The 25876-nt window shown below is 73.7% G+C and carries 23 protein-coding genes; 11 read left to right on the top strand and 12 right to left on the bottom strand.

Features of this window, described 5'->3' with window-relative positions; genetic code table 11:
* Window positions 1-51 precede the first annotated feature (51 nt).
* The gene (locus ACIA8O_RS15870; protein WP_396294386.1) at window positions 52-1644 is read left to right on the top strand and encodes a M4 family metallopeptidase; all 1593 of its coding nucleotides are present in this window, start codon (window positions 52-54) and stop codon (window positions 1642-1644) included.
* Window positions 1645-1751: 107 nt separating this feature from the next.
* Here the strand turns inward: ACIA8O_RS15870 and ACIA8O_RS15865 are convergent, their stop codons facing one another.
* The gene (locus ACIA8O_RS15865; protein WP_396294385.1) at window positions 1752-2387 is read right to left on the bottom strand and encodes an AAA family ATPase; all 636 of its coding nucleotides are present in this window, start codon (window positions 2385-2387) and stop codon (window positions 1752-1754) included.
* 166 nt (window positions 2388-2553) lie between these two features.
* On the opposite strand from ACIA8O_RS15865, the gene ACIA8O_RS15860 reads away from it, so the two are divergent.
* A complete protein-coding gene (locus ACIA8O_RS15860; protein WP_396294384.1) occupies window positions 2554-3132 on the top strand; it encodes a TerD family protein in 579 nt (192 codons plus the stop codon).
* 114 nt (window positions 3133-3246) lie between these two features.
* Window positions 3247-3489, top strand: a complete 243-nt coding sequence (locus ACIA8O_RS15855) for a hypothetical protein (protein ID WP_396294383.1) — start codon at window positions 3247-3249, stop codon at window positions 3487-3489.
* 49 nt (window positions 3490-3538) lie between these two features.
* Here the strand turns inward: ACIA8O_RS15855 and ACIA8O_RS15850 are convergent, their stop codons facing one another.
* Window positions 3539-4333 (bottom strand): metal-dependent hydrolase, encoded by a 795-nt coding sequence (locus ACIA8O_RS15850; RefSeq protein WP_396294381.1) that lies wholly within the window; start codon window positions 4331-4333, stop codon window positions 3539-3541.
* Window positions 4334-4638: 305 nt separating this feature from the next.
* On the opposite strand from ACIA8O_RS15850, the gene ACIA8O_RS15845 reads away from it, so the two are divergent.
* A complete protein-coding gene (locus ACIA8O_RS15845) occupies window positions 4639-6474 on the top strand; it encodes a potassium transporter TrkA (protein ID WP_396294380.1) in 1836 nt (611 codons plus the stop codon).
* Between the two features lie 18 nt (window positions 6475-6492).
* Here ACIA8O_RS15845 and ACIA8O_RS15840 read toward each other — a convergent pair whose 3' ends face one another.
* The gene (locus tag ACIA8O_RS15840; RefSeq protein ID WP_396294379.1) at window positions 6493-7245 is read right to left on the bottom strand and encodes an SDR family NAD(P)-dependent oxidoreductase; all 753 of its coding nucleotides are present in this window, start codon (window positions 7243-7245) and stop codon (window positions 6493-6495) included.
* A gap of 108 nt (window positions 7246-7353) precedes the next feature.
* Complete coding sequence (locus ACIA8O_RS15835; protein WP_396294378.1) at window positions 7354-7863, bottom strand: ArsR/SmtB family transcription factor; 510 nt, start codon at window positions 7861-7863, stop codon at window positions 7354-7356.
* Window positions 7864-7985: 122 nt separating this feature from the next.
* Here ACIA8O_RS15835 and ACIA8O_RS15830 point away from each other — a divergent pair, with 122 nt between their 5' ends.
* The gene (locus ACIA8O_RS15830; protein ID WP_396294377.1) at window positions 7986-9191 is read left to right on the top strand and encodes an MFS transporter; all 1206 of its coding nucleotides are present in this window, start codon (window positions 7986-7988) and stop codon (window positions 9189-9191) included.
* A gap of 38 nt (window positions 9192-9229) precedes the next feature.
* Here the strand turns inward: ACIA8O_RS15830 and ACIA8O_RS15825 are convergent, their stop codons facing one another.
* The gene (locus ACIA8O_RS15825; protein ID WP_396294376.1) at window positions 9230-10051 is read right to left on the bottom strand and encodes a DUF1206 domain-containing protein; all 822 of its coding nucleotides are present in this window, start codon (window positions 10049-10051) and stop codon (window positions 9230-9232) included.
* Window positions 10052-10289: 238 nt separating this feature from the next.
* On the opposite strand from ACIA8O_RS15825, the gene ACIA8O_RS15820 reads away from it, so the two are divergent.
* Window positions 10290-10742 carry a hypothetical protein gene (locus ACIA8O_RS15820; RefSeq protein ID WP_396294375.1) on the top strand — a complete coding sequence of 151 codons (453 nt, stop codon included), beginning with the start codon at window positions 10290-10292 and terminating at the stop codon, window positions 10740-10742.
* A gap of 295 nt (window positions 10743-11037) precedes the next feature.
* Here the strand turns inward: ACIA8O_RS15820 and ACIA8O_RS15815 are convergent, their stop codons facing one another.
* From ACIA8O_RS15815 to ACIA8O_RS15805, 3 genes are all read right to left on the bottom strand, one after another.
* Window positions 11038-11595 (bottom strand): hypothetical protein, encoded by a 558-nt coding sequence (locus tag ACIA8O_RS15815; protein ID WP_396294374.1) that lies wholly within the window; start codon window positions 11593-11595, stop codon window positions 11038-11040.
* A 269-nt stretch (window positions 11596-11864) separates the two neighbouring features.
* The gene (locus ACIA8O_RS15810; protein WP_396294372.1) at window positions 11865-12473 is read right to left on the bottom strand and encodes an NAD(P)H-dependent oxidoreductase; all 609 of its coding nucleotides are present in this window, start codon (window positions 12471-12473) and stop codon (window positions 11865-11867) included.
* 54 nt (window positions 12474-12527) lie between these two features.
* Entirely contained in the window at window positions 12528-13628 is a 1101-nt protein-coding gene (locus tag ACIA8O_RS15805) for a Gfo/Idh/MocA family protein (protein ID WP_396294371.1), read from the bottom strand.
* Window positions 13629-13720: 92 nt separating this feature from the next.
* On the opposite strand from ACIA8O_RS15805, the gene ACIA8O_RS15800 reads away from it, so the two are divergent.
* The 3 genes from ACIA8O_RS15800 to ACIA8O_RS15790 all read left to right on the top strand — a co-directional run bounded on the left by ACIA8O_RS15800 (window position 13721) and on the right by ACIA8O_RS15790 (window position 16951).
* Window positions 13721-14152, top strand: a complete 432-nt coding sequence (locus ACIA8O_RS15800) for a winged helix-turn-helix transcriptional regulator (RefSeq protein WP_396294370.1) — start codon at window positions 13721-13723, stop codon at window positions 14150-14152.
* Window positions 14153-14518: 366 nt separating this feature from the next.
* Window positions 14519-14959: an NUDIX domain-containing protein gene (locus ACIA8O_RS15795; RefSeq protein WP_396294369.1), complete on the top strand. Its 441-nt coding sequence runs from the start codon at window positions 14519-14521 to the stop codon at window positions 14957-14959.
* 51 nt (window positions 14960-15010) lie between these two features.
* Window positions 15011-16951, top strand: a complete 1941-nt coding sequence (locus ACIA8O_RS15790; RefSeq protein WP_396294368.1) for an ATP-binding cassette domain-containing protein — start codon at window positions 15011-15013, stop codon at window positions 16949-16951.
* 20 nt (window positions 16952-16971) lie between these two features.
* Here ACIA8O_RS15790 and ACIA8O_RS15785 read toward each other — a convergent pair whose 3' ends face one another.
* From ACIA8O_RS15785 to ACIA8O_RS15770, 4 genes are all read right to left on the bottom strand, one after another.
* A complete protein-coding gene (locus ACIA8O_RS15785) occupies window positions 16972-17496 on the bottom strand; it encodes a GNAT family N-acetyltransferase (RefSeq protein WP_396294367.1) in 525 nt (174 codons plus the stop codon).
* 18 nt (window positions 17497-17514) lie between these two features.
* Window positions 17515-17847 (bottom strand): MazG-like family protein, encoded by a 333-nt coding sequence (locus ACIA8O_RS15780; RefSeq protein ID WP_396294366.1) that lies wholly within the window; start codon window positions 17845-17847, stop codon window positions 17515-17517.
* A 104-nt stretch (window positions 17848-17951) separates the two neighbouring features.
* Window positions 17952-22967, bottom strand: coding sequence for a DUF5979 domain-containing protein (locus tag ACIA8O_RS15775; protein ID WP_396294365.1), 5016 nt, complete (start codon window positions 22965-22967; stop codon window positions 17952-17954).
* 178 nt (window positions 22968-23145) lie between these two features.
* On the bottom strand, window positions 23146-24429 hold the full coding sequence (locus tag ACIA8O_RS15770; RefSeq protein ID WP_396294364.1) for an MFS transporter: 1284 nt from the start codon (window positions 24427-24429) through the stop codon (window positions 23146-23148).
* A gap of 96 nt (window positions 24430-24525) precedes the next feature.
* Here ACIA8O_RS15770 and ACIA8O_RS15765 point away from each other — a divergent pair, with 96 nt between their 5' ends.
* Window positions 24526-25527 carry a DUF5937 family protein gene (locus tag ACIA8O_RS15765; protein ID WP_396294362.1) on the top strand — a complete coding sequence of 334 codons (1002 nt, stop codon included), beginning with the start codon at window positions 24526-24528 and terminating at the stop codon, window positions 25525-25527.
* 157 nt (window positions 25528-25684) lie between these two features.
* Window positions 25685-25831 carry a hypothetical protein gene (locus tag ACIA8O_RS15760; RefSeq protein WP_396294361.1) on the top strand — a complete coding sequence of 49 codons (147 nt, stop codon included), beginning with the start codon at window positions 25685-25687 and terminating at the stop codon, window positions 25829-25831.
* Window positions 25832-25876: the final 45 nt, after the last annotated feature.

Genomic DNA, 25876 nt, shown 5'->3' with positions numbered 1-25876 from the left:
CACCGTCAAGCTCTGTCGCAGCTCTTCACAGCTACCCCGACTGGAGTCAGAGTGAGCCCCACCTCCTCGCAGCGCCGCCACCTCGCGGCCGGAGCCATCGCGGTCACCGCCGCCCTCGTCGCCGTCACCTTCCAGACCGGAGCGGCGACCGCCGCCACCGGCCGTGACGCCGCGATAGCCAACGCCAAGGGCAACGTCGCCCACAACCCCGGAGTCTTCGGCTTCGGCGCGGGTCAGGACCTGGTCGTCAAGGACGTCATCGTCGACGCCGACGGCACCCAGCACGTCCGCTTCGACCGCACCTACCAGGGCCTGCCGGTCGTCGGCGGCGACCTGGTGGTGCATCAGAACGCGCACGGCAAGCTGCTCGACAGCTCGCGCGGCAAGGCCCACGACCCCAAGGTCAAGTCGACCAAGCCGTCGGTGCCCGCGCAGGTCAGCGCCGCCGGTGCGCTCGGCCAGGCCGAGGGCATCAAGGCCGCCACCTCCACCCCCGAGCTGATCGTCTGGGCCGCCGACGGCACCCCGCGCCTGGCCTGGCGGACCACCGTCGCCGGCGTGGGCGAGCACGGCCAGCCGAAGGGCAAGGTCGTCGTCACCGACGCCGCCAGCGGCGAGCAGATCGAGGCCTACGACGCCGAGCACCAGGCCGTCGGCACCGGGCACTCCGAGTACACCGGCGACGTCGCCATCGACACCACCGCGCAGACCGGCGGCGGCTACGCGCTGATCGACCCGACCCGCGGTCACATCACCAAGGACGCCAAGAACGTCTCGTCCTCCTCGCTCAACGCGAGCTCGGGCACGCTGTTCACCGACGCGGACAACGTCTGGGGCGACGGGAAGAAGTTCTCCACCGACCGCTCCACCGCCGCCGTCGACGCGCACGCCAACACGGCCTGGACGTACGACTACTACAAGAACACCTTCAACCGCAGCGGCATCAAGAACGACGGCAAGGGCGCGACGGTCTTCGTCCACGTCGGCGTCAAGTGGGACAACGCCCAGTGGTCCGACAGCTGCTTCTGCATGATGACCGGTGACGGCGACGGCACCGTCGACCCCGAGCAGGTCGACCTCGACACCATGGGCCACGAGATGACCCACGGCGTCACCAGCGCCACCGCCAACCTGCGCTACAGCGGCGAGTCCGGCGGCCTCAACGAGGCCACCAGCGACATCTTCGGCACCATGGTCGAGTGGTACGCCAACAACGGCATCGACAAGCCGGACTACCTGTTCAGCGACCAGTCCACCCCGCCGTGGCTGCGCCGGATGGACAAGCCCTCCCTCGACGGCCGTTCGGCCGACTGCTGGACCCGCAAGGTTGGCCAGCTCGACGTGCACAACTCCTCGGGCGTGGGCAACCACTGGTTCTACCTGGCCAGCGAGGGCAGCGGCACCAAGACCATCAACGGCGTCACCTACACCAGCCCGACCTGCAACGGCTCGACCGTGACCGGCATCGGCAACACGAAGGCCGCCGCGATCTGGTACCGCGCGCTGACCGTCTACATGACCTCCACCACCGACTACAAGGGCGCGCGCACCGCGACCCTGAACGCCGCCCGGGACCTGCACGGCACCGGCAGCGCCGAGTACAACGCGGTGGCCGCGGCCTGGAGCGCGGTCAGCGTCGGCTGACCCACCGACAGGTTCGAACGGGCCTGAGAAGGCCTGAACCGGCTTGGAGTCCCTGCGAGTTGAGCTCCTGAGCTCGCAGGGACTTCGTCATGCCGCGTTATCCAGCGTCATGCCGCGTCGAAGGTGACCCGGGGGAGGCGGTCGCGGGCGGAGCGGTCGAGCAGGGTGACGGAGGCGGTCTCCGGGGCGGCGGCCGCGCCGTGCGCGCGGAGGGCGCGGACCAGTCGGCCGAGGCCGCGGTGGTGCTGGGCGAAGGTGCGGCGCGGGGCCGAGCGGCCCCGGGAGCGCTGGCCGGCCAGGGCCTCGGCGCTGCCCACGTCGAGGATGACCAGGTGGAGTTCGCGGCCCTGCGGCGCGAGCAGACGGGCCAGGTGGCGGCGGAGCCAGGAGCGGCTCCCGCAGTCGTGGACCAGGAGTTCGGCGCCGTCGCGCGCGCTGGTGTGGAGGCGGCGGAAGTGCCGCAGGCGGGCCCAGGGGCGGTAGACGGAGTACGGCAGCCAGGCGGGCATCAGGGCCTCGCAGGCGAGGTGGGTGGTGCGCGGGTCCACCACCGGCGCGGCGGCCGCCCAGCGGTGGAGCGCGGTGCTCTTGCCGCTGCCCGGCAGGCCGGAGACGACCACCACCGCGCCGGGCGGGTAGCTGAGGGTGCGGGGGACGGCGCCGTCGCCGCGCAGGTCGACGAGGCCGCGTGGGCGCAGACCGGTCGGTGCGGTCCGGGAGTCCGGTTCGAGGTCGTGCGGCACGGGATCTGTCCTGGTGGGCGGGCGTATCGGGCATCTACAGCGACGTAAATTAGCACGCGGCGGAGACGGTGCTGTCGTACCGGAGTGATCTACAGTGCTGTAGATTCGCTGGTACGTACGGTGCCCGTGGTGCGACCCGCGGGCGGGACACACCTGGAGGGGCGACGTGGGAGTCACGCTGGCCAAGGGCGGCAACGTCTCACTGACGAAGGAGGCGCCCGGCCTGACCTCGGTCATCGTCGGGCTGGGCTGGGACGTGCGCACCACGACGGGTGCCGACCACGACCTGGACGCCAGTGCGATCCTCTGCGACGCGGCGGGCCGGGTGCTCACCGACCAGCACTTCGTCTTCTTCAACAACCTGCGCAGCCCGGAGGGTTCGGTCGAGCACAGCGGCGACAACCTCACCGGCGGTGGGGACGGCGACGACGAGCAGGTCAGGGTCGACCTGGAGGCCGTGCCGGCGGCGGTGGCGAAGGTGGTCTTCCCGGTCTCCATCTACGACGCCGACAACCGGAACCAGAGCTTCGGCCAGGTCCGCAACGCCTTCATCCGGGTGGTGAACCAGGCCGACGGCCGGGAGATCGCCCGCTACGACCTGACCGAGGATGCCTCCACCGAGACCGCCATGATCTTCGGCGAGCTCTACCGCAACGGCGCCGAGTGGAAGTTCCGCGCCATCGGCCAGGGCTACGCCTCCGGTCTGCGCGGCATCGCCCTGGACTACGGGGTCAACGTCGGCTGACGGGCCGGAGAGCGGGCCGGGACGTCACGGTGTCCGGCCCGCCGCTTGTCAGGTCCGTCCGTGGGCATCTACAGCTGTGTAGCGTTTCCGGGACCGGGCCGAGGAGGGCGAACCATGACGGACAGTCAGCAGGGCGGTGCCTGGCAGCCTCCGGAGGAGGAGGTCGAGCCCGCCTACCAGCCGGTCGAGGTCGGCTTCGCGGACGGCGACTGGGCGGTGGGCCGGATCAACGCCTGGTGGCGCCCGGCCGGGGGCCAGTCCTGGTGCCGCGTACGGGTGTTGGGGCGCGGGCAGGAACCGCGCTGGATGCCGTTCGACCCCGACCGCCTCGTCCTGCTCCCCGGTTCGGGGATCTGACGGGGCGGCCGGGGCCGTGGGTGGCGGGTCGGCGGGGGCGGTCGGCCGGTCAGCCGATCAGCTGGAGGGCGGCCAGCGCGCCGATGCCGCCGAGGCCGGCGAACACCGGCATCAGGACCTTGAGTTCGACCCAGCTGCCGGCCCGGAAGCGCATCGCCTTGGGCGGGCCGATCGGGTACCAGCGCTTGCGGCCGATCGGGATCGGCCACAGCACCGGGCAGCCCGAGACGGTCAGCGCGTCACCGATGCAGTGCACCAACGCGCCCAGGGCGACCGGCAGTCCGATCCACATGTACTGCTGTCCGTCGCCCTCGAACAGCCAGCCGGAGCCGTTGCCCGGACGGTCCAGCACCTCGGCCAGCATCCAGGCGCCGGCCGCGCCGAGCAGCCAGACCAGGACGTCGCTGGAGGCCCGGGCGTGACGCCACAGCAGGCCCTCGATGGCGAGCACCATGTGGACGAAGAGGACCGCGAGCACGCCCCAACGGCCGCCGTAGACACAGGCGGCGGCCGCGCCGGCCCCGCAGAGCAGGGCCCACGGCCAGGTGTGGGTGAGGGTGCGGTGGCCGCCGGAGCGGCGCGGGTCGGCCTTGGTCCGGGTCGCCTTGTAGGTGGCGTAGGAGAGCCTGTCGATGATCTCGCACAGGGTGCGGGAGACCGGCCCGAAGGCCCGGGATATGGTCGCCGCCTTGTGGTCGAGGTCCGGGGCGAGGGCCGCCCCGGCGCAGATCAGCGCTCCGGCGAGCAGGACCGGCCAGGGCATCGGCCGGTCCATGAGGGCCGCCGCGGCGCCCACTCCGAGCCAGGCCGCGGCGCCCGACAGCGAGTGCGCTGGTCCCATCATGCTGGTGTCCCCCTCGGCCCGTCCGTGCGGGCTGGTGCGTGTGGTCGTCGGTCTGTTCGGTGTCTCCGCAGCATACGGCAGACGATCTTCACACTGGTGTCGACGTGCGCGGCGCGGGTCGACCCCCGTGGGGCTCCGCCACTCGGGCGGGTGACGGTCCGTCGGTCCTCGGGGGACGAACGGCCGGTCGCCGGGGGAAGGTTGACCGCCCCGGGGTACCGTGCTCGGGCCGACGGCGGCGTGAGGGGGGTTCGGTGGTGTTCAGGCGGCTTCGCGGTCGGGTCCGGTACTGGTTCGACGGCACGATGGACCGGGGTACCCCGGCGCTGATCGGGTGGCTCGGGCTCGCCTCGCTGCTGCTGATCACCCTGGTGTCGGCCTCGGTGGTGCTGCTCACCGACACCGACGCGGAGAGCAACGGCGGTTGGTCCGGCGTGGCCTGGATGAGCCTGCTGCGCACCCTGGACCCGGGCACCATGGGCGGGGACACCGGAGGGCCGGTCTTCCTCTTCCTGATGCTGGCGGTGACCATCGGCGGGATCTTCATCGTCAGCGCGCTGATCGGCGTGCTGACCACCGGACTCGACCAGCGCATCCGGCAGTTGCGCAGGGGCCGCTCCCCGCTGATCGAGAACGGGCACACCATCGTGCTGGGCTGGTCGGACCAGGTCTTCACGGTGATCGCGGAACTGGTCGAGGCCAACCAGAGCGAGCGGCGCTCCTGCGTGGTGGTGCTGGCCGACCAGGACAAGGTGGCGATGGAGGAGGCGATCCGCGCCCGGATCGCCGACACCGGGCGCACCCGGGTCATCTGCCGCTCCGGAAACCCGCTGGTGCGCGGGGAGTTGGAGCTGGTCAGCCCCGACACCGCCCGGTCGATCCTGGTGCTGCCGCCGGTCGGCGAGGACGGCGACATCGACGTGGTGAAGATCCTGCTGCTGCTCAGCAGCCGCTCCTGGGGTCCGGACCGGCCCGGGCTGGTGGCCGCGGTGCAGGACTCCGAGAACCTGCCGGCGGCCCGACTGGCCGCGGGGGAGGGCGCGTTGGTGATCGACGGGGACGACATCGCGGTGCGGCTGATCGCCCAGGCGCACCGCCAGCGCGGTCTGTCGAGCGTGCTGAACGAGCTGTTGAGCTTCGTCGGCAACGAGTTCTACCTCCGGGCCGAGCCTTCGCTGGCCGGGTGGACGTACGGCGAGGCGCTGCACGCCTACGAGGTGGGCACGCTGGCCGGGCTGTGCCGGGGCGGTGGCGGCGTCGACGGGGGCGGGGTGCTGCTCAATCCGCCGATGGGCACGGTGCTCACGGCCGAGGACGAACTGATCGTGGTGGCCGAGGACGACCTGATGATCCGCCTCGGCCACGGGAAGCCGCCCGTGGCCGAGGCCGCGATCACCTCCGCGCCGCGCCAACCCCAGCTCCCCGAGCGGACCTTGCTGATCGGCCACAACTCCCGCTCGGGGAAGCTGATCAGACTGCTGGACAGCTTCGTCCGGCCCGGCTCGGTGTTGGACGTGGCCGCGCCCTGGGAGCCCCGGGAGACGGTCCGCGACCTCGTCAACCTGACGGTGGGGTACCGGCGTTGCGAGCCCACCCGGCGGTCCTCGCTGGAGGCGCTCGGGGTCGGCGACTACCAGCACGTGGTGGTGCTGACCGACGAGACGGTGGCCCCCGACGCGGCGGACGACCGGACCCTGGTGACCCTGCTGCACCTGCGCGACATCGAGGACAGCATCGGCGACCCGTACTCGATCGTCACCGAGATGAACGACGACGCCAACCGGGAGGTGGCCCAGGTCACCAAGGCCGACGACTTCATCGTCTCCACCAAGGTGATCACCCTGCTGCTGACCCAGCTGGCCGAGAACCCCGGGCTGCACGCGGTCTTCACCGACCTGTTCGACCCCGAGAGCTCCGAGATCCACCTCAAGCCGGCCGCCGACTACCTCCGCCCCGGGCACCCGGCCGACTTCACCACCCTGGTGGAGGCGGCGCGCCGGCGGGACGAGACCGCCATCGGCTACTGGCGGTCGGACCGCGGCCACGAGCCGCCCTCGTACGGGGTCTTCCTCAACCCGGTGCGGGGCGCTCCGCTGGTGCTGGGGGCGGAGGACGCGGTGGTGGTGCTGGCGGAGCGCTGAACGCCGAGTTCCGGGCGCTCAGGCCGCGAAGCCGCCGTCGACGTCGAGTTCGGCGCCGGTGACGTAGCGGGCGCCCTCGCCGGCCAGGTACGCGACGGCGTCCGCGACCTCGGCGGTGGTGCCGAAGCGGCCGAGGGCGGTGAAGCCGTGCTGGAACGCGGCGGACTCGCCGTCGGCCGGGTTCATGTCGGTGTCGACCGGGCCCGGGTGGACCAGGTTGACGGTGATCCCGCGCGGGCCGAGCTCCCGGGCCAGGGCCTTGGTGAGGCCGGAGAGCGCGGCCTTGCTGGTGGCGTACAGCGAGCCGCCGGGGAAGGCGGCGCGCCGGGCCATGCAGCTGCCGATGCCGACGATCCGCCCGCCCTCGGCCAGGTGCTCGGCGGCGGCCTGGGCGTAGAGGTACGGCGCCCGGACGTTCACCGCCAGCACCCGGTCGACCTGATCCGCCGTCATCTCGCCGATCGGGCCCACCGCGCCGACGCCGGCGTTGTTGACCAGGACGTCCAGCCGGCCGAACCGCCCGGCGACCGCCGCCACGGCGGCGCGCACCGCCTCCGGGTCGGCACTGTCGGCGCGGACGGCCAGCCCGGTGCGGCCCATCGCCGTGATCTTGGCGGCCACCTCCTCGGCCGCCCGGTCCGAGCCCTGGTAGGTGAGCGCCACGTGGGCGCCCTCCCCGGCCAGCCGCAGGGCGACCGCCGCCCCGATCCCCCGGCTCCCGCCGGTCACCAGCGCCACCTTGCCGTCGAGCGCCGTCGCGACGTCGTTCATGGTCATCTCCTTCGAACTCCCCGGTCCGGTCCCGGACACGACTCGATCCTGGAGCAGGGCGTCCGGTGGAGCTGGCGGTATCCCGACGTTGCGTTGAACGTTCAACGACTAGGGTTCGTCGGTACGGAGGGGGAAGGCCATCAGGCTGACGCCGACCGGTTCGGTGCCCGGGGTGCGGGCGGGGCGGGCGGCGGCGTGGAGTTCGAGGGCCAGGGCGGCCAGCCGTGACCTGACGTCCTGCCAGGTCTCGGGATCGACCCAGAGTTCGGCGTCGACGGTCACGCCCTCGGACTCCGGGGCGCGGCGGGCGGCCCGCTCGCGGAGGGTGAGCCCCATGGTCTCGGCCAGCAGGGGATCGGCCTCCCGGCGGTCGGAGAGCGGGGTGCCGCGGACGGTGCGGTAGCGCCGCTCCCGGCCGCCGCGCCGGGTGCGCTCCTCGGCCAGCTCGACCAGCCCGGCCCCGTCCAGGCGGCGCAGGTGCTGGCTGGCCAGGGCGTGCGAGACCTCCAGCTCGCGGGCGAGCTCGGCGGCCGACATCGGCCCCGGCCACATCAGGCTCAGCATCCGCAGCCGCAGTGGATGGGCGAGGGCGCGCAGGACGGGATCGGTCTCGGTCATGCAGGTCAGTAAACCGTGCGGGCGGACGGGGCCGTGATCCGTGCTACCCCCAAGCATTTGATTGGGGGTAGGGTGTGCGCGATCGCGGCACCACGTGATCACCGGACCACGAGGGGGAACTGATGGGCCGACACCTGACGGCCGTGCTGCGCGACCGCAACGCGGCGCTCTACCTGGGCGGGGTCGTCGTCTCCGGCTTCGGCGACACGGCGATGGCGCTGGCGGCCGGGATCTGGGTCAAGGCGCTGACCGGATCGGACGCGCTGGCCGCGTTCGTCGGCTTCGGCCTCTGGCTGCCCACCCTCTTCGGCCCGTTGATCGGCCCGCTGGCGGACCGGGTCCGGCGCCGCCCGCTGCTGGTCGCCGTCCACCTGGCCCTCGCGGTGGTGGCGACCGCGCCGCTGGCCGTGCGCACGGCGGACGACGTCTGGCTGCTGTTCGCGGTCCTGGCGATGGTCGGCGGTGGTGTGGTGCTGGCCGACGCGGCCGAGAGCGCGCTGCTCGCCGAGGTGGTGCCCGAGGAACTCCGGGGTGACTTCAACGGCCTGGTGTACACCGCGATGGAGGGCATGAAGCTGATCGCGCCGCCGGCCGGGGCCGCCCTGTTCACCGCCTTCGGCGGACCGGCGGTGGCCGTCGTGGACGCCCTCACCTTCCTGCTGGCCGCGGCCGCCTACCGCTGCCTGCGGGTGAGCGAGGCCCGGCCCGCCGCGCGCGAACGGCGCAGCTGGCGGGCCGAGACCGCGGAGGGCGCGCGCTTCCTGTGGCGCCACCCCGTGCTGCGGCCGCTGGTCCTCACCGGCGGGACCGCCATGCTGCTGTCGGGGCTGAGCAGTTCGGCCACCTTCGCGATGATCGACGACGGCCTGGGACGGGGGCCCGCCTTCGCCGGCGTGCTGATGCCGGCCCAGGGCCTCGGCTCGGTGGTGGCCGGGCTGGCCGCCGGAGCGCTGATGCGCCGGATGCCGGAACGGGCCTTCGCCGCCGCCGGGCTGGCGCTGTTCGCCCTCGGGGTGCTGGCCCGGGCGACCCCGTGGCTGCCGGTGGTGCTCGGCGGCAGCCTGGCCATCGGGCTCGGGCTGCCCTGCGCACTGGTCGCCGCCATGACGGCGGTCCAGCGCGAGACCCCCGGCGAGCTGCTGGGCCGGGTGGCGGCCACCGCCAACACCCTGCTGTTCGCCCCCACCGGTCTCGCGCTGCTGCTGGGCGGCGCGATGGTGGCGGGCCTGGACTACCGGGTCCAGACCGTCCTGGCCGGGACCGCCGGGCTGGTGGTCGCGGGCGCGCTGGCGAGGACCGGGCGGCGGGCGGTGGCGGTGCCCTGCTGACCGGCGGCCTGCCGACCGGCTGCCTCGCTGACCCGTCGTCAGAGGCGGCGCCAGCGGGCGTTGGTGAAGGAGAAGACGCCGAAGAGCAGCAGACCGACGGCGACCAGGGCCAGCAGCCAGGGGCCGGCCGGGGTCGCGGCGAAGGTGCGGAGGGTGTCGTCGACGCCCTTGGCGCTGCCCGGGTCGAAGCGGACGGCGGCGAGCAGGACGAAGAGCCCGACCGCCGTGAAGACCACGCCGCGGGACGTGGTGCCGGCGACCCCCACGGCCGTGACGGCGGTGCGGGTGCGGGCGGACATCGCGGCGGTGTCCAGCTTCTTCAGGAACTTCCGGAGGATGCCGCGGACGGCCGCGCCGACCCCGACGCCGATCACCACCAGCCCGGCCGCACCCACCAGGTAGCGGCCGCCCGGCTCGCCGAGCAGGGTGGCGGTCCAGTCGCGGGACTTGGTGTCGCTGCTCTCCGAGGCCCCGGCGCCGGCCGCGAACACGGCGGTGGCCCAGCAGACGACGGCGTAGAAGACGGCCCGGCCGCCGTTGAGGAAGCGGCTGCCGATCCGGTGCGCCCCCCGGCCGCGGCCGAACAGGGCCTCCGAGGCGCGCCAGAGCGCCATGCAGGCGAAACCGGCCACCAGCAGCCAGAGCGCCACCCGGCCGAAGGGCTGCTCCGCCACGTGGTGGAGCGCCCCTTGGCGGTCGGCCTCCTCGGAGCCGTCGTCGCCGAAGGCGATCCTCAGCGCCAGGTGGCCGACCAGCAGGTACACCACGCCGCGCGCGGCGAAACCGGCCCGCCCGGCGGCGCGCACCCACCGGTCGGCCCGCCCGCCCGGCCGCCCACTGCGTCGCGATCCGTCACCCACCGTGGATCTCCCTCCGTGCGCCGGACTCCACCGCACCGTGCGGTGTCCGCGCGTATGCCCGGGATGCGGCCCGCCATGCACCGCGGGCCGGTCGGTGTCGCGCGCGGGGGGCGCGGACGGCGGCGTCGTCGTACCCGGGTATGACGTGCTGGACAGTCCTCCGGTGTGACGACCGGTCAGGAGGTCACCCGGCAGGGTGTGGAACGTCAGACACCCGACGACCAGCCAGGGACCCGAGATGCTCTCCGCCTTCCTCCGCCACCTCCGCCCGCTCGCGGCCGACGCCCTCCGGGCCGGGGCCGCGCTGCCCGTCGGTCTGCTCGCCGTGTTCCGGGCGAAGCCGGGCGCGGGGCGGGCGGTGGTGCGGATCGTGGTCGGCCTGCCGCTGGACCTGGCGGCCTTCGTGCTGTGCGCGTACGCGGCCTTCAACACCGTGCGCAACGTGGGCTACCCGCTCTGGTACCTGGACACCGACTACCACCAGGCCTGGGGCGGACCGACCATGGCCGGGGTCTGGGCGGTGCACGCCCTGGGCTGGGCCGCCTGCCTGTACGTGCTGGCGCGCTGGCCGATGCGCTGGATCAGGCGCGGCCAGCTCCGGCTGGACCGGGCGCCGTTCGGACGGGCGGTGGTGACGGTGGATCAGGCGGGGGAGGCCGGTCGTCCGGGGGCTGGGGTGGGGCGTTCGTGAGATGGCGTTGGCGCAGGAGGTACGGCGGTGTGGTCGCCGCCGGCGAGCGGTCGGTGTCGATCGACACCCGGGGGGCTCCGTTCACCGGGGTGGTCAGTACCGGGGACAACGCCACGATCCTGCAGGTCCCGCCGGAGGAGTTGACCCTGCCGTCCGATCCCGCCGTCCGACGCCGTCGACGGCCGTGGCACGGCGCGCCCGGCGGGCGGCGCCTTCCCCCGGGCGTCACGCTCCGGGGGAAGGGCCGGATTCCGGTTGACGGAGGGTCAGGCCGTGCGCTGGATGTGGCAGGGGGTCACTTCCAGGTGGCGAAGGCCTTGTCGTCCTTGCGGCGCAGCAGGCCGCCCTTGACCCACTCGACCTTCGACGGGGCCGCGGTGGAGCCCGTCGCGGAGAGGTAGACGGCGCAGGCCTGGTAGCTCTCGCCGGCCGCGGCCGCCTTGAACTTGGTGGAGTCGTGCGGGTCGAGGCACTTGTCGAACTTGGGCGTCTCCTTGTAGCTGAGCTTGCCGTCCGCCCCGACGACGGGCTCGGGGAAGGCGGCCATGATGCTCAGCCGGGTCAGCAGGTCGCCGTCGGCCGTGACGTCGAAGGACGGGCCGGTCACGTCGCCGCCGTCGGTCTTGGTGACGCGGTAGTGCAGGTAGTAGGGCGTGCGGCCCTCGTACTTGGACGCGTCCTTGAGCACCGAGAGGTCGGCGGTGCTCCCGGCGACCACCTTCTCGACGACGACCTCGATGTTGTCCTTCTTGGCGGTGCTGCCGTAGGCCAGCTCCTTGGTGTCGGAGCAGCCGGAGAGCAGGAGCGCGGCGGTGGCGGTGCCGAGGACGGCAACTGTGGTGCGGTTGTTCATGGTTCCCCCATGTGGCTGTGGTCGAGCGGAACGTTTCTACCGCACGGCGACGGCCGGGCGCCCCTACGGGGTACGGGCGGAGATGAGGATCACATGCCGGGGCGCGGGCGCGGCCGTCTGCTGTGCGGATCGTCCGACCGTCGGATCCGACGTGTCGTCGACCGGTGCTCCGTGGGCGCGGATCGAGCCGTGGTTGCCGGACCGGACGCCGCGGCGGACCGACCACGAAGGTCCGCCGCGCCGCCGGCGGCGACCGCACGCGGCCCACGTCACCCGTCGAGCAGCGCCGCGGCCTCCTGCCGCGCCTGGCGCAGCCACTGCGCGCGGGTGGCGTCCGCCGAGTCGGTGACCGTGCGGAAGACGAGCCGCCGGACGTCCGTCACGCCCACGTACGGCAGGACGCAGGCGGCCCAGATCCGCTGCAGCGGATCGCCGAACTCGTCGTGCTCGCGGTCCTCCGGGGTGTCGGAGGTGTTCAGCACCAGAGCCCGGCCGGCCCGCAGCAGGCCGGCCGGCTCGCCGTCGGCGGTGCCCAGCTTGTACGCCACGCCGGGCACCAGCACCCGCTGCACCCATCCGGCCAGTACGGCCGGCGGCATCCCCCACCAGTTCGGGTGGATCAGCACCAGCGCGTCGAGCGTGGCCACCTCGGCCCGGTGCAGTGCCAGTTGCGGATCGAGGGACTCGCCGGCCGCGGCCACCGTCTCCGTCTCCTCGGCGGTCAGCACCGGTGCGAACCCCTCCGCGCACAGGTCGTGCGCGGCCACCTCGCACCCGCGCCCGCGCAGCTCGTCCACCACCGCCTCGTACAGCGCGTGGTTGAAGCTTCCCGCCCGCGGATGCGCCAGGTAGACCCCGACCCGCCGTACGCCGCCCATGTCCCGTCTCCCCCTTGGTCGTTGCCGCATTCGAGATCCTACGCCCGCGCGGAATCAGCCCAGGCGCCGGCGCTCGCCCGTGGCGGCGGAGTCCTTGATCGCGTCCAGCAGGCGGTGGGTGCGGACCGCGGTGGCGAAGGAGGGGTCGAAGGGCTCGCCGGTGCGTACGGCGCGGGCGAGGTCGGCGTAGACGCGGTGGACGTTGCGCACCGGGGCGGGGGCGGTGGCGAGGGCCGGGAGGTAGCGCGACGGGAGCACGAGCGTCTCGGCGGGGGCGCCGTTCGCCTTGGCGAGGGTGAGGACGAACTCCGGGCCCACCAGCGAGTCGTCGGTGGAGTGCAGCACGAGCCGGCCGGCCCGGCCGTGCACCTCGATGCGGAAGCCGTCGCCGCGCGGGCCGCCCGTCATGAAGTGGACGGACGAGGCGGCGCCGGACTCCAGCAGGCCCGACACCACGATCTGGTCCGGCGAGGTGACCGTGAGCGGCTCGCCGGTCTCCTGGAGGGTGATGGTGCCGATCCGGGTGGTCAGGGTCGCGGAGAGCTCGGCGAAGCCGCCCACGATCGAGCCGTACATGTCGAGCGAGTGGCCGCCGACGACCGCGACGTGGTTGACGCCCTTGGTGGCGTCGAACAGCGCCGCGTACCGCTGCGACCAGACCTCGGGCGAGGCGATCGAGTAGCTGAGCGAGCTGGAGAGGACCTCGCCGACCGCGCCCTCGGCGACCAGGTCGCGCAGGTAGCGGACCATCGGGTGGTGCCGGGACTGCAGGCCGACCGCGCCCTGGACCCCGGCCGCCTCCGCACCGGCCCGGAACCGCTCGGCGGTCCCCGCGTCCAGGGCCAGCGGCCACTCGCTGTACACGTGCTTGCCGGCCGCGATCGCCGCGTCCACCAGGCCGTCCCGCTGGGGCAGTTGGACGGCGACGGTGACCAGGTCGACCTCGGGGTGCTCGATCAGCCTCCGGGCGTCGGCGAAGGCGTGCCGGGCACCCCAGACGCCGGCTGCCGCGTCGGCCGACCGCTGGTTCGTACCGGCGACCGCGACGATCTCGTAGTCGTCCTGCGAGGCCGCGAGGGCGGGCAGGTGGATCGCACGTCCCCAGCCGCGTTCGGCGTGCGCCCCGACAACCCCGACCCGAATCCTGTCCGCCATGGTGGAACCCCTTGCTCTGCGCTCGTACGACCCGTCTTGTTGCCGGGATCATGGTCTGCGATCATGCACCGACGGTGGAAGGAGGCACTTTCATGTCCCAGAGGAACACCGGTGTGACCATCGAGGTCAGCGCCCCGCAGGAGTGCGAAACTCCTTCCGCCCGGGCCGCCTGCTCGGTGCTCGACGTCCTCGGCAGGGTCAGCGGGAAGTGGAGCATCGCCATCCTGCTGGTGACCACCCAGGGCCCGGCCCGCTTCACCGAGTTGGAGCGCCAGGTCAAGGGCATCAGCCGCCGGATGCTGACGCTCACCCTGCGCAACCTGGAGCGCGACGGCCTGCTGACCCGGACCGTCTACCCGACGGTGCCGCCGAAGGTCGAGTACACGGCGACGCCGATGGCGCGCGAGCTGTACGACTCCCTGGTCGAACTGGCCGGTTGGGCCGAGCGGCACGTCGAGGCGATCGACCGGGCCCGCCTCGACTACGACCTCGCACTCGCCGCCGCCGGAAGGGACGCCGAGTAAGGCCTCCTTCGCACCGCGGCGACCGCCCGGTGACGGGCATCGACCTCGGACATGTTCCCCACCCGTGAACGGCCCGACGGGCTGACCCGGCAACCGTCACGGTGGGCACCGTTGCCGTACCAGGGGGGCGGGGCCGACGGCGGGGCCGGTGGGCCGGGGCGCTGTCACAGCCGTCTGGAACAATGCGGGAGCTTCGTCAACTCTCTTCCAGGGTAGGCGATTTGATGCCTTCACCGGATCGGGTGGCAGTCGCGCCGACACGCCGACACGGCCCCCGGGGACCCCCTACGGTGGGACCCCCAGCGAGAAGACCACCGCTCCCGGCCGCGCCCGGGAGTGCTTCGCCGTTCCCCGAAGGAGACGCCCGTGTCGCACACGCAGGTGATCGGAGTCCACCTCGCCCTGATCGAGGAGGGCCGGGTGCTGCTCGGGCAGCGCGCCGGCACCGGTTTCGCCGACGGTCAGTGGCACGCCCCGGCCGGCCACCTGGAGGCGGACGAGTCCGTCCTGCGCGGCATGGCCCGCGAGGCGGAGGAGGAGCTGGGCATCACGATCAGGGAGGAGGACCTCGAACTCGTGCACGTCCTGCACGACCTCGACGCCGACGACGGGACGGGGCGGCTGCAACTGTTCTTCACCGCGCGTGCCTACGGCGGCCGGATCACCAACCGCGAGCCCGGCAAGTGCGCCCGGCTCGACTGGTGGCCGCTCGACCGGCTCCCGCACCCCACCGTCGGGTACGCCGCCCAGGCGTTCGCCCGGATCGCCGAGGGGAGGCAGGTGTCCGTGTTCCGCCGGTCCGGGTGACCGGCCGCACCGTCAACTCCCGTACGCCCGCCCAGCAGTGAGGAGCACCGCTTGTCCGGCACGCAGACGTCGAAGGGTCACGGCAGCACCGAGGGGACGGAGGAGGGGGACGAGGAGATCCGTTCGCGCTTCCCCGGGGACACCCGGCGGGAGATCGCCGAGGCGATGACCACCGGCGGGATGGTCCGTCGGCTGCCCCAACTGGTGCGCCGGGCCATGGCCCTGGCGTGGGTGGCCGACCGGACCGCCACCGTCTGGCTGCTGGTCTGCCAGGTGCTGTCGGGGATCTTCGAGGCGCTCGCCCTGTACGCGACCACCGGGACGCTGGCCGCGCTGCTGGCCCCCGGTCCGGTCGGCGGGCACCTGCGGGCCGCCGCCCCGTCCCTGGGCCTGCTGGTCGCGTCGGCCGGGCTGCGGGCGGTGCTCGGGATCGCGGTGGTGGGGCTGTCCGGGCGGGTCTCGCCGAGGATCAACCGGGAGGCCGACCTCGCGCTGCTCGCGGCGGGCTGCTCCGCCGAGTTGAGCGCCTACGACGAGCCCGCCTACACCGACCGGTGGGAGGCCGCCGACCGGGGCGCCGCCACCACCCCCGACCTGCTCTCCAGCGCGCAGGACGTGATCGCCTCCACCGTCTCGCTGGTCGCGGCCGCCGGGGTGCTGATCACCCTCGACTGGCGGATCGTCCCGTTCCTGCTGCTGGGCTCCGTGCCGACCGGCATCGCCGCCGTCCGCACCGCCCGCATCCACTACCTCGCCTCCCGCTCCACCAACGAGGAGCGCCAGGCGCTGCGGATCTACCGCTGGTTCCTGATCGACAAGGGCCGTGCGGACCAGGTCCGTTCGGACCAGGTCACCCCCTTCATGATGGGCAAGTACCGGCACGTCGAGGCCCGGATCGCCGCCGCGACCGACCGCGCCACCCGGGACGCCGCCCGGGTCTCGCTCTGGGCGGCCCTGGGCACCGGCGCCGGCAGCGCCCTGATCTGGGGCACCCTGCTCTACCTGGTCGCCTCGGGCCGGATCGACCTCGCGGCGGCGGGCGGCGCGGTCTTCGCGATCCGCACCGCGACGGGGGGCGTGCAGGGCATGGTCGGCAACGGCACCCGCCTCTACCGGATGGGGCTCTACCTGGACGACTACTTCACCTTCCTGGACGAGGCGGGCGGCTACCGGATCCGGCGCGGCACGGTGGCCCCCGGCGCGCCCGGGACGATCGAGGTCCGGGGCCTGACGCACCGTTACCCCGGCGACCAGCAGGAGCCCGCGCTGCAGGCCGTCGACCTCACCCTGCGCAGCGGCGAGATCGTCGCCGTGATCGGCCAGAACGGCAGCGGCAAGACCACCCTGCTGAAGCTCCTGTCCGGGCTGCTGCTGCCGCAGAGCGGCACCATCACCTGGGACGGCGTGCCGATCGGGGAACTGGACGCGGACGCCCTCTGGGCGCGGGTCGCCCGGGTCCCGCAGGAGTTCGCCCGTTGGCCGCTGTCCGCCGCCGAGAACGTCCACCTCGGGCACGGCGCCGACCTCGACCGGCCGGACGGCGTCCGGGACGCCGCCGCCCACACCGGCCTCGACGAGACGGTGGGCCGGCTGCGCTCCGGCTGGCGCACGCTGCTCGCCCAGGGCTGGCTCGGCGGCGCCGAGTTGTCCGGCGGCGGCTGGCAGCGGGTGGCCGTCGCCCGCGCCCTCTACCGCACCGCCCTCAACCCCGGCCTGCTGGTCCTCGACGAACCGACCAGCGACCTCGACCCGCGGGCCGAGCACCGGATCCTGCACGCCCTCCGCGCCTTCGCCCCCGACCGCATCACCCTCCTGGTCACCCACAACGTCACCAACGCCGCCCTCGCCGACCGGGTGGTCGTCATGGACCGCGGCCGCATCGTCCAGAGCGGCACGTGGGCCGAACTCGCGGCGCGGGAGGGGTTGTTCCGCGAACTCCTCGACCTCCAGCGCGACCGCACCGTCCCGGCCCCGCGAGCGGCCGGGGCGTGACGCCGACGGGCCTTCCCGGTCTACCCGGACGCGTCCCGCACGGACTTCTCGAGGAGGGTGAACGACTTGGGCGCACCGCCCGGCTGCGGCTTGCCCTCCTTGTGCCCCACCACCCGGTAGCCGGCGCCGAGGTAGTACGCGCTCAGGTGGGTGTTGGTGGCCAGGTGGTCCAGCCGGACCAGGGGCCGGCCCGCCTCGGCCACCCGGCGCTCCGCGGCCCGCAGGAGTTCCCGCCCCGTCCCGGGCGGGACCCTCCTGCGGTCCACCATCAGACGGTGCACGTAGCCGGCCGTCGGCGGCTGCGGACCCCAGGCGTCCTCGTCCTCCCACCACAGCTCCCAGGCCCCGACCACGCGGTCGGCGGCCTCGGCGAGCCACACCTCCCCGCGCTCCGCGACCCGGCGGAAGTGGTCCTCGTCCAGCTCGCCGGGCTGCCACTGGCCGGTGACGCCCCGGGCGAGCATCCAGCGGGCCGCGTCGTCGCGCAGACGCACCACGGCGGGGAGATCGGTGTCGTCGGCGAGGCGGAGGCGCAGGTCGTCCATGCCGTGATCCTCGCACGGTCAGCCGGACGCCCCGGGGGCGGTGGGGAGGGTGCGGGAGGCCAGCTTGCGGAGGTGCTGCTCGAAGGCGGCCCGGGCGTCGCCGCCGGTGCGTTCGATCAGGACGAAGGCGGTGACGGCGGCGTCGCAGGCTTCGGCGTGGACGTCGGCGAGGGTGTGGGAGACGCCCTTGCGGGGGTTGAGGCCGTACATGCCGATGACGGCTTCGGCGAGTTCGCCGGACTCCTCGCCCAGCTTGAGGGCCTGGGCCAGGGCGGCCTCGCGCGGGGTGAGCTCCGAGAGCGAACTCAGGTGTGCGGAAAGGGATTTGACGGTCGTCCAGGCATCGTCCATGACGAGGGATCATGCCGGTGTCCGGGTGGGTCGTTCAAGCCGGGCGGTTCCGGTCGAAGGGTGTGGATTTCGATTCGGTGGTGCCCGCCCGGCCTGACGGGGGGTCAGCAGGGGCGGCGCCGGCGGGCGAGGAGCAGGGCGGCGGTCCCGGCCGCCAGGGTGGCGGCGGCCGCGGCCGAGAGGATGCGGGTGGCCGTGCCGGTGGTGGGCAGGACGTCGTCGGGGAGCGGGGCGGGGAAGGTGTTGGTGACGTCGAGGCCGGCCGCGCCGGTGACGGTGGTGGTGCCGTCGGGGGCGGAGTAGGTGACGGTGTCACCGGCGGGCAGGTCGTGTTCGGTGACGGTGCAGCGCGCCCCGTCGGGGACGGTGACCGGCCGGCTCCCGCCGTCGGCGAGGGCGAAGGAGCGGTCCTCGGCGGCGAGCGGGACCTCACCGGTGGCCGTGGTGCAGCTGAGGGTGAAGGAGTAGGGGCCGGCGGGGCCGTTCACCACGTGCTTGGTGACGGTGAGCCGGGCGGCGGGGAAGGTGTTGGTGACGGTGATGACGGCCGGGGCGGCGTCGTCGGCGGTGATGACCACCGGGTCGTCGGCGGTGCCGTGGTCGACCACGGCCCGGGCGGCGCCGCCGGTGTCGACCTCCTCGACCCAGCAGGTGCTGTGCAGGGGCAGGGGCTTGATCACCAGGGGCTGACCGGCCGTCAGCGGGAACCGCTTGGTGAGGACCAGGGCGGTCGGTGCCCCGGCGGCGTCGGGGAGGGCGCAGGAGACGGCGACGGTGAAGACGGTGTCGGCGGCGTACTGCGCGGCGTCGCCGTCGAGGGCCTTGAGGACGGTGAGCGCGCCGAAGGCGAAGGTGTTGGTGATGGTGGCGGTCTGCACCGATTCGGTGCCGAGGCCGGGCGTGATGGTGACGGTGACGGGCTGTCCGGCGGGGTGGTCGCTGGTGCCGCCGCGGGCGGCGGTCTCCCAGACCTGGCAGGTGGCGCCGGCGGGGATTCCGCCGATGGTCACGGGCCGGTCGGCCGAGACCGGGTAGTCGCGGTCGAGGACGGTGCGCTGCGGGTTGCCCTGGGGCTGGATCGTGCAGGTGACGTGGTAGGGGAAGGGGACCTTGGCGAGGCCGTCGGCGAGCAGGTCGGGGCGCTGGTCGAAGGCCTTGACGAGTTGCAGGCTGCCGTAGGCGAGGGCGATGCCGACCTGGGTGGGCTCGTTGGGCTGGAGGACGCGGGGGGTTCCGGCGCGGTCGGTGGTCTCGTTGTGGGCGTAGGAGTTCCAGGCGATGGTGGGGTCGCCGTCGTGGGCCACGTCCAGGGGGGTGTCCATGGCGTAGGTGATGTCGACGGCGCCGCCGGGGGCCAGTGCGGGGGCGAAGGTGAGGTCGAGCCGGAGGCCGGCGACGGCCGGGCCGAAGGGGTCGTCCCAGGTGGTGGCCGGGCACCGGGCGGCGGTGGAGCCGGCGCCGCCCATCTTCAGGTCGTCGGTGCAGAGCGGCTCGGTGTTCTCGTACGACGTGGTCATGGTGCCGGGGCCGGTGAGCTGCGGTGCGGTGGCGAGGGTGGGGCGGTTGTTCCAGGCGGTGCCGCGGGCCTGCGGGAGCAGGACGCCCTGGTCGCCCTGGACGGGGAGGCGGTCGACGACGCGCATGGCGGTGCCGGCCTCGGTGCCGGCGTTCTGCAGGCGCATCAGGTACTGGTAGCGGTCGCCCGGGTTGACCAGGGCGATGCAGGGGTTGGCGGTGTAGCGGCGGCCGGTGGCGTCGGTGGTGGTGAGGCAGGCCGGGTCGCCGACCGGCACGGTGGCGCCGGTCTGGGTGTTGTACCAGCCGAGCGCGTCGTTGCCGGAGACCCACTTGCGGGCGCTGAAGGAGGCACCGGACTTGGCGGTCAGGGTGGCGGAGGCGGTGCAGTACAGGCCGGGCCCGAAGGTGCCGCCGCTCTCGCCGGGGCCGTCGCAGGACAGGTCCGGGTCGGAGGAAGTGGCGCCCATGGTGTTGGTGACGGTCTGTCCGGCGTTGATGCCGGCCTCCAGGGTGACGTGGAACTCGATGGTGAAGGAGGCGCCGGGGGCGAGGACCCAGGGGGTGCCGTCGCCGTTCTTGGAGAAGTCCCAGGTGAGGCCGGAGATGCGGCTGCCGCTGGTGGTCTCGGTGAAGACCGGGGTGGGCACCGCCGGCGTGCCGGCCGGGACCTGCTGGTCCGTCACCTTGAAGGGCTGCCCGTTGTCGCCCTGGAAGGAGTCCAGGAAGGCGATGCCGGGCGGGAGGGCGTCCTTGACCACCAGGGCGGGGACGTCGGCGGTGCCGGTGTTGGCGACCTTGAGGTAGAAGGGGGCGTCCTCACCGGGGGCGAGCACGGTGTTCGGGGTCTTGCTGACGGCCAGCACCGGGCTGCCCTTGACCAGGTCGAGGGTGGCCGTGACCGGGGCGATGAGGGCGGGCACGCCGTTGGTCTCCAGCTTGGTGAGGAAGCGTCCGGAGACGGTGTCCTCCAGGTGGTCCGGCACCGGGCCGCCGGTGGAGCGCAGCGCGGGGCGCGGGCTGACGTCCAGGTGCAGGACGCCCGCGCAGGGGTTTCCGGTGCAAGGGGTGAGGGTGTAGCCGTCGTTGGCGGTGCTGGTGGAGGTGTAGGTGGCGCGGACGCCGGTGACGGCGGCGGGGTCGACCCCGGCGGGCAGCGCGGCCCCGGCGGCCGGGGTGCCGTTCACCCAGGCGCCGTCGACGTAGGCGTCGATCCGGACCCGGTCGGCCCCGGCGGGCATCTGGTTGGAGGTGACGGCGACCAGGTCGACGGCGTCGAAGAAGTCGGCGTCCTGGTCGGTGATCTCCAGGGACTTCGCCGACATGTTGCCGGTGTTGATGACGGTCAGGGCCACGTCGGCGTGCTGGCGCGGCAGGCCCGGGACGTACTGCGGGAGTTGGCCGGGGCTGATCGACTTGTTCAGCGAGGCCGAGTCGGAGGCCGGGCCGGTGTTCATCGAGGCGGAGCAGGCCGGGCTGCCGGAGGTCCAGCCGGAGTCGGCGGTGACGGTGAAGCAGTTCTGGAAGCTCACCCCGTCCGGGGTGCCCGGGCGGCGCTCGGCGACCACGTTCACGGTGAAGGTGCCGGTCGGCGGCAGCTCGCCGTCGTAGGCGACCCGGACCGCGGTGGCGCGGCCCAGCAGCGCGGTGTCGGCGGCGTCGTACGCGACCCAGGCGCCACTGCCGCCTCCGGCGGTCGGGTCCCAGACCTGGACGGTGACGGGGGCGCCGGCCGGGGTGACGGTGATCGAGTCGATCTGCAGATAGCCGAACGGGCTGCCCTGGGTGAAGTCGGGGGTGCCGTCCGGCTTGGCCGGCGGGTCGGTGATCACCGGGTTGACCATCGGGATGTTGCCGTTGTTGGTCACCGTCAGGTGCATCGGGATCGGCTGGCCGACGGGGACGTCGGTCTGGTCGGTGTTCTTGCTGCCGCCGGAGCCGTTCTGCGGGTCCTCCACGGTCAGGGCCTGGCAGGCCCGGCCGGCGGCGGTGCCGCTGCCGTCGGTGCGGCCCGCGTCGGCGCTGAAGGCGGCGCAGTTGGTGAGCTGACCGGCCGTCACCCCGGGGGCCAGGGTGGCGTGCAGGTCGAGCCCGGCGTCGGCGCCCGGCTCGATGGTCGGGTTCCCGTCCGCGTCGGTGCCGGTGTAGGTGACCTCGACCTTGGTGACGGTGGTGCCCGGTTTGGCGACGTCCACCGTGGTGTCGGCGGTGTAGCTGTCGGTGGTGCTGGTCCCGTCGGCGTAGGTCACGGTCAGGGTGGCGGAGGTGGCCCCGGCCGGGAAGCGCAGTCGGACCTGCTGGACGTCCAGCTGGGCGAAGTCGGCCGGCTGCAGGAGCGCGGGCTCGGTGACGGTCATCGTCTTCACCGGGAACGGCGACTGGTTGGTGACGTCCACGAGGGCGGTGACCGGTGAGTTCTGGCCGGCGACGGCGTGCTCGCCGCTCTGCTGCGACCAGTCGCCGTTCGTGTCGGGGAAGAACTGCTTGGTGGCGTTGACCACCAGGGTGTCCGGCAGGATGTCGTACGGGGCGCAGGCGGCCGTGCCGTCGACCGCTCCCGCGACCGGGTCCTGGGCCTGCGGGGTGGCGCAGTTGTCCACCGTCACCTTGTCGGTGGGACGCAGCGGTCGGCCGTTCGAGCGGGTGGTGTCGCGCAGCTTCAGCCGCACGGTGACGGTGCCGCCGGTCGGGTCGTAGGGGAGCGGGTCGCCGTTGCTGTTGGTGAAGGTGACCGAGAAGCCGGTCACGTCCCCGGGCGCGACCCCGGCGGGCAGCGGCAGCGGCCCCGGGGCGGAGATCGGCGGGCCGGTCAGGGTGGCGCCGGAGGCGGTGGTCACGGTGAGGGCGGCCCGGTCGGCCCCGGCCGGGAAGGCGGTGACCGTGGCGGACTCGAAGTCGAAGTACTCGAAGGTCTGTTGGCCGGTGTCGGACACCGTCAGCTCGCTCACCTCGGCGGAGCTGGAGGAGTTGTTGCGCACGCCGAGGGTCAGGGTGCTCTCCTCGCCGCTGCCCGCCACCGCCGATCCGTCGCTCCAGCTCTTGGTGGCCACCGGCTTGACCACCCGCGGGATCGTGACGGTGATGTCGTCGCGGTCGGTGGCCGGGTCGGCGTTGTCGGCGGTGACCGTGGCCGAGTTGGGGACGACCGTGCCGTCCTCGACCTGGGTGTCGGCGGGCAGCCGCATGCCGACCTCGACCGAACCGGCCTGGCCCGCGCGCAGCCCGGTCTGGCCGGCCGGGTTCTGCAGCGTCTGCTTGTAGACGATGGTCAGCTGCCGGGTCGCGGCGTCGTAGGTGACGTCCCGGGTGGTGGTGGACTGCGGAAGGCTGGTGACCTCGAACTCGGCGGGCAGGGTGTCGGTGACGGTGAAGTGCACGCAGTCGACCGTCAGTCCGGAGCAGTGTCCTTCCAGGGTGTAGACGAAGTCGTCACCGGGCTGGAGCGGCTTGCCGCCGAGGTCGTCGCTCTTGGTGATCCCGACCGAGCTGCGCGCGTCGTCGGCGGCCGCGGTGGGCAGCAGTGCTCCCGGTGCGCCGAGCAGCATGGCCAGGGCGGTGGCGAGGCCCAGCGGCAGGCGCAGACGGTGGCGTGCGGGTCGCGGCATCCGGAGGGTCCTCACCTGGGAACGGACATTCGGAACGTAACGGACTCTATGCGTACGTCCGTACGGAACGGCCGGGCCACACCGGTCACCTGATCATCGGTCAGGTCTTCCCCCGTCCGGCGGAGCCGTGCCCCTGCCCGCGCCGGGAGGTCACGGTCAGAGCCCCGGGACGTCACGGTCAGAGCCCCGGGACGCTGCGCAGGCGGCGCAGGGGCGACAGCCACACCGGTACCCAGGCGAGGGCGAGGCCGGCCGCGCCGACCGACAGGGCGGCCCGGGTGGAGAGCAGTTCGCCGAGCAGGCCGGCGAGGGCGGCGCCGGTGGCGAGGGCGCCGGTGAGGACCAGGCGCATGGTGGCGTTCATCCGGCCCCGCAGCCGTTCGGGGGTGACGGCCTGTCGGTGGCTGACCTTGATGACGTTGTCGACGCCGACCTTGAAGGTGGTGACCAGCCACCCGCCGCCGGCCAGCCAGAGCCCCGGGCCGCGGTCGGCCAGGGCCACCAGGGCGGAGAACGGCGCGACCGCCAGGCCGGCCGCGCACAGGGTCCGCCCGGCGCCGATCCGGCGCGCGAGCGGACGGGCGGACAGCGAGCCGAGCAGTGCGCCGACGCCGCCGAGGGCGAAGAAGAGCCCGATCGCGCCGCCGGACAGCCCGAGGTCCCGGACGAACAGCACGGGCAGCAGGGTCTGGCAGAGCTGGACGGAGAGGTTGCCGCAGGCGCCGCTGAGGGCGATCGCGCGCAGCGAGGGGTGGCCGAGGACGAAGCCCAGGCCCTCGCGGACCTCGGCCCCGAGCCGTCCCCGCGCCGCACCGGTGGCGGAGGGCTCCGGTCGGCGGATGCGCAGCAGGCAGACGGCCGAGACGAGGTGGCTCACGGCGTCGAGCAGGACCGCCAACGGGGCGGACAGCAGGGCGACCAGGAAGCCGCCGGCGCTCCGGCCGCCGATCTGCGCCACCGCGTCGAGGGTGGCCAGCCGGGTGGTGGCCGCCCCGATCCGGTCGCGGCCGACCAGGTCCGGCAGGTGGCTCTGGGCGGCGACGTCGAAGAAGACCGTGGCCGCCCCGGTGAGCAGGGCGACCAGGTAGAGCTGAGGGAGGGTCAGGACGTGCAGCGCCCAGGCGGCCGGGACCGAGCCGAGCAGCGCGGCCCGGACCAGGTCCGCGGCGATCATCACGGGCCGCCGGCGCAGCCGGTCGACCCAGGCGCCGACGGGCAGCCCGATCAGGACGAACGCCAGGGTGCCGGCCGCCGCGAGCAGGCCCACCTGGCCGGGCGAGGCGTCCAGGGCCAGGACGGCCACCAGCGGCAGTGCCAGGGCGCCGACCGAGGTGCCGAGCCGACCGGCCGCCGCCGCGCCGAACAGCAGGCGGAAGCCGGGGTCCTGACGGAGCGTCGGGCGCCCGGGGTGGGGGTCGGGGGAGGGGGTGGGTGTGGGTGTGGGGGTGGTGGTGATCGTCATGGTGGGAGCCTGTCGCCCCCGTGCGGGCCGGGCCAGGAATTCAGCCCAGGCTAAATTGGCCGCGGACGAGGAGGGGACGAGGAGGGGGAACGGCAGGTGCTCACGCTGGAGTTCACGGCCCAGGACCTGGCGCGGACCAGGTTCGCGCTGTCGCCGCTGTGGGAGGTGGTGGCCGCCGCCCGGCTGCTGCTGCACCCGGAGCCCGGGCAGCAGGTGCACCGGCCCTGGCTGGAGCGGGTCCGGCCGCTGCTGGCCGGCGCCGGGCCGGACTGGACGCTGCTCGCCGACCTGGTCCCCGCGCCGCCCCGGACGATCCCCGTCTTCGTCGCACCGCCGCCGACCACCCTGGTGCCCGACCTCACCGTCGAGCTCGCGGTCCTCCGCGCCACCGCGCCGGACCGGCTCCGCGCCGGCCTCACCGGCCCGCGGGCCCCGCGGTCGGCGGCGATCGACGCCCTGCTCGCCGACCCGGCCCGGGGCCTGGCGGAGCTGGCCGAACAGGTGACCGGGTTCTGGGAGACCGCCGTCGCGCCGTACTGGCCGCGGATGCGTTCGCTGCTGGAGGGCGATGTCCTGTACCGGGCCCGGCTGTTGGCGGAGGGTGGGGCCGACCGACTGCTCAACGACCTCGACCCCAGCGTGGGATGGGACACCGACACGCTCTCCGTCGGCCACCGCCACCACCGTGGGGCGCCCTCCCTCGGCGGTCGCGGCCTGCTGCTGGTGCCGTCGGTCTTCGCCTGGCCACGGGTCTTCTCCGTCACTGCCGCCGGCTGGCAGCCCACCCTGCGCTATCCGCCCCGCGGGGTGGCCGCCCTGTGGGAGCGGCCGCGGGAGGTGCCGCGGGCCCTGGCCGCCCTGATCGGCGGTTCGCGGGCCCGGCTGCTGGCCGAGCTCGACGCACCCGCCTCCACCACCGACCTGGCCCGGCGCACCGGCCTCACCGCGGGAGGGGTGTCCCAGCACCTCGGCATCCTCCGGGACGCCGGCCTGGTGGACGCCCACCGGACGGGCCGTTACGTCCTCTACCTCCGGACGGCGGCCGCCGAGAGCCTCCTCGGGGCGCACACGAACTCCCTTGGCGGATCGGGCAGCTGACCTCACGTCGGGTTTTCGCGCTCCGGGCCGTGCCAAACGTGGAGCGGGCCCGATGTTCGTCACATTGCCCGTCGTTGACACGTTCTTGACCGGAACTTTAGGTTGGCATGGCGATCTCAAGAGGGTCGCGAGCCCACTCCTCACACCGGAGGTGCCCGTGGAACAGCTCATCGCGAAGATGACCCAGGACGACAAGTGGAAGGGCTGGGTCGCCGTCAACTCGGCGTCCGCGGCCAAGGACGGCTGCATCAGCGTGGCCAAGGACGGCTGTATCAGCATCGTGAAGTCCGGCTGCATCTCCTGACGCACCGCCGGCACGCGGGCGGCCGGGCCGGTGCCCCCGGCCCGG

It is taken from the genome of Kitasatospora sp. NPDC051853, from assembly GCF_044452665.1.
Lineage (GTDB): Bacteria > Actinomycetota > Actinomycetes > Streptomycetales > Streptomycetaceae > Kitasatospora.
This window is presented reverse-complemented; position numbering and strand designations above follow the sequence as displayed.

Coding starts and splice junctions, on each gene's coding strand:
- ACIA8O_RS15855 (WP_396294383.1), top strand. CDS start 3,247: ATGACGGACAGTCAGCAGGGCGGTGCCTGGCAGCCTCCGGAGGAGGAG.
- ACIA8O_RS15850 (WP_396294381.1), bottom strand. CDS start 4,333: ATGATGGGACCAGCGCACTCGCTGTCGGGCGCCGCGGCCTGGCTCGGA.
- ACIA8O_RS15845 (WP_396294380.1), top strand. CDS start 4,639: ATGGACCGGGGTACCCCGGCGCTGATCGGGTGGCTCGGGCTCGCCTCG.
- ACIA8O_RS15840 (WP_396294379.1), bottom strand. CDS start 7,245: ATGAACGACGTCGCGACGGCGCTCGACGGCAAGGTGGCGCTGGTGACC.
- ACIA8O_RS15835 (WP_396294378.1), bottom strand. CDS start 7,863: ATGACCGAGACCGATCCCGTCCTGCGCGCCCTCGCCCATCCACTGCGG.
- ACIA8O_RS15830 (WP_396294377.1), top strand. CDS start 7,986: ATGGGCCGACACCTGACGGCCGTGCTGCGCGACCGCAACGCGGCGCTC.
- ACIA8O_RS15820 (WP_396294375.1), top strand. CDS start 10,290: ATGCTCTCCGCCTTCCTCCGCCACCTCCGCCCGCTCGCGGCCGACGCC.
- ACIA8O_RS15815 (WP_396294374.1), bottom strand. CDS start 11,595: ATGAACAACCGCACCACAGTTGCCGTCCTCGGCACCGCCACCGCCGCG.
- ACIA8O_RS15810 (WP_396294372.1), bottom strand. CDS start 12,473: ATGGGCGGCGTACGGCGGGTCGGGGTCTACCTGGCGCATCCGCGGGCG.
- ACIA8O_RS15805 (WP_396294371.1), bottom strand. CDS start 13,628: ATGGCGGACAGGATTCGGGTCGGGGTTGTCGGGGCGCACGCCGAACGC.
- ACIA8O_RS15800 (WP_396294370.1), top strand. CDS start 13,721: ATGTCCCAGAGGAACACCGGTGTGACCATCGAGGTCAGCGCCCCGCAG.
- ACIA8O_RS15785 (WP_396294367.1), bottom strand. CDS start 17,496: ATGGACGACCTGCGCCTCCGCCTCGCCGACGACACCGATCTCCCCGCC.
- ACIA8O_RS15780 (WP_396294366.1), bottom strand. CDS start 17,847: ATGGACGATGCCTGGACGACCGTCAAATCCCTTTCCGCACACCTGAGT.
- ACIA8O_RS15775 (WP_396294365.1), bottom strand. CDS start 22,967: ATGCCGCGACCCGCACGCCACCGTCTGCGCCTGCCGCTGGGCCTCGCC.
- ACIA8O_RS15770 (WP_396294364.1), bottom strand. CDS start 24,429: ATGACGATCACCACCACCCCCACACCCACACCCACCCCCTCCCCCGAC.